The organism is Streptomyces sp. NRRL F-6492, assembly GCF_001280125.1.
In the GTDB taxonomy this organism is placed as follows: Bacteria; Actinomycetota; Actinomycetes; order Streptomycetales; family Streptomycetaceae; genus Streptomyces.
In genome coordinates this window covers 1-2495 of record NZ_LGEG01000097.1, presented here as the reverse complement: position 1 = coordinate 2495, position 2495 = coordinate 1, and the positions used below count along the sequence as shown (strand labels likewise).

Here is a 2495-nt window from a genome sequence, read left to right as displayed (position 1 = left end):
AGAACTCCTAACGAAATGATCTTCGAGATGGTTGGATCACTCCAGGAGTGATGATCCGGAGGTGCGGGGTGGCGCGGCCGAAGCCGTGGGATGTCGATGACGAGCTGTGGGCGGTGATCGAGCCGCTGCTCCCGAGGGTGGAGCGTCGGGCCCGACATCCCGGGCGCAAGCGGCATCCGGACCGGCTGGTGTTCCAGGGCATCCTGTTCGTGCTGCACACCGGGATCGCCTGGGAGCACCTGCCGCAAGAACTCGGCTTCGGTTCCGGCATGACCTGCTGGCGCCGCCTGGCCGAGTGGACTGAGGCTGGGGTCTGGCTCCGGCTGCATGAGGTCCTCCTGGCCAAGCTTCGCAGCGCAAACGCCCTGGACTTCTCCAGGGCGGCGGTCGACGGCTCCCACATCCGCGCGTTAAAGGGGGAGCCAAGACCGGACGAAGCCCCGTTGACCGGGGCAGGACGGGCAGCAAGCACCACCTGATCACCGACGCCACCGGCATCCCGCTCGCAGTCACTCTCACTGGCGGCAACCGCAACGACGTCACCCAGCTGATCCCGCTCCTCCAGGCCGTGCCGCCGGTGCGGGGCAAGCGCGGCCGGCCTCGGCGCCGACCAGACATGGTGCTGGGCGACCGCGGCTACGACCACGACAAGTACCGCCGCCTGGTCTGGGACCTCGGTGTGCAACCGCTGATCGCCCGCCGCGGTACCGAGCATGGCTCTGGCCTGGGCACCCAGCGTTGGGTTGTAGAGCGTACGTTTGCTCACCTGCACTGGTTCCGTCGTCTGCGCATTCGCTGGGAGGTCCGCGACGACATCCACGAAGCGTTCCTCAGGCTCGCGTGCGCATTGATCTGCTGGAGGCGGCTGAGAGCGTCGAGCGGGCAGCCCTAGAAAGGGAGCCAGCACGAACCGAGGGGAGGCGTGGGGTTGACACGATTCCCACCACGCATCTCCGACGGCCAGCGCTGGTCAATGACGGCCGCGGTCTCCTTGCAAGCACCGCAGGCATTGCTCCGATCCGGCACCCACCAGTACGGAGAGACCGAGAGGCTTTCGTGTTCTATGCCGCACAGCGTCGCGCCGGAACCTGTGTAGGCATAGGCCGTGTCGTAGGCGTGGGCCACGTCCTCAGGAAGATCCGGCGATTCCGCCCGCTCCCAGCGCCCGTACATGGGCTGGTACTGAGGCCGTGAAACCTCACGGGGACCGTATCCCAGCTCGGTCCACGCGTAGCACCAGGAGCAGAACCACCGCTCCTTCACCGGTAAGTCCCACGCCATTCGCGGTTCCCACACACATCACACGTCACAGCCGGATCCTGTCATGCAACTCCACACCCGCCGTCGGCAGCGGAGTCTTCGACCAAACCGCATTTTGTTAGGAGTTCTAAGAGGGCATCTGACCAACGGGCACGCCGATGTGGGAGGCATGTCCGTTTCGATTCGCCAGGTTGGTGCGGATTCTCCGGTGAGTTCGCGGCTCATTTTGTTAGTCATCGCCCAGTGGATCATCGTTCGGGATCTCTGTGGCAGGGCTTCATAGTCGCGCGCGAGGCGGCGGTGCCGCATCAGCCAGCCGAAGGTCCGCTCGATCACCCACCGCTTGGGCAGCGGCCGGAAGCCCTTCTCTTTCGGTCGCTGCACCACCTCCACATCGATCCCGAGACCGGCGCCGTGCTGGATGACGCTGGTCTGATAACCGCCGTCGGCCCACACCTTGTTCACACCCGGATGGGCCGCGGCCGGCTCGGTCGGAGCCTGCTTGCCGCCGGCGGAGTCATGAACGGAAGCGGCGGTGACCAGAACGGTCAGGACCAGTCCGAGGGTGTCGGTGATCAGGTGGCGCTTGCGCCCCTTGATCTTCTTGCCGGCGTCAATGCCCCGACTGGTCTCGGCGACATTACTGGAGGTCTTCACACTCTGCGCGTCCACCACGGCCGCAGACGGCTCCACCGCTCGGGCGTTCGCCCGGCGGGTCCTGTCCCGCAGCAGATCGTGGACCTGATCGGTGGTTCCGTCCGCCTCCCGCTTGGCGTAGTAGTCGTAGACGGTCTTGAACGGCGGGAAGTCGTGGGGCAGGTACTCCCACGGGATCCCGGTGCGGTTGACATAGAGGACCGCGTTCACGATCTCTCTCAGGTCATGCACCCGAGCTGCCGTCCCAGGCCCTGACCGGACGGCTCGCCAGGCGACGAACACGGGCTCGATCAGTGCCCAACGGGCATCGGAGACGTCACTGCGATACGCACGTCGAGGTGTCACGTCCCGGACAACGAGTACTACGCCCTGCAGTCACAAGAACATCCCAAAACACCAACTAACTAGATCAGATGCCCTCTAAGACCGTGTCCTATGTGGTGAGGTGGACCAGTCGCTTGTAGCAGCAGAGGGCTGCTGCGAGACCGAGGAAGGCCGGGTAGTTGCGGGGATGGCGCTCGTAGCGGTGGTTGAGCCGGCGGTAGCCGGTCAGCCAGGACATGGTCCGCTCGATCACC

1 protein-coding gene and 2 pseudogenes are annotated in these 2495 nt (G+C 65.3%); 1 reads left to right on the top strand and 2 read right to left on the bottom strand.

Going from position 1 to position 2495, the window contains the following annotated elements; genetic code table 11:
• Positions 1-50: 50 nt before the first annotated feature.
• Positions 51-892 (top strand): IS5 family transposase gene (locus ADL08_RS35330; RefSeq protein ID WP_420709583.1). Its coding sequence is split into 2 segments (ribosomal slippage): positions 51-411 and positions 411-892, totalling 843 coding nucleotides; the frame shifts between segments, so codons are not numbered across the junction.
• A gap of 551 nt (positions 893-1443) precedes the next feature.
• On the opposite strand, the pseudogene ADL08_RS09930 reads toward ADL08_RS35330, so the two are convergent.
• Positions 1444-2262: pseudogene (locus ADL08_RS09930) on the bottom strand (IS5 family transposase); the annotation flags it as partial.
• 88 nt (positions 2263-2350) lie between these two features.
• Positions 2351-2495 (bottom strand): annotated as a pseudogene (locus tag ADL08_RS37595) (IS5/IS1182 family transposase); the annotation flags it as partial.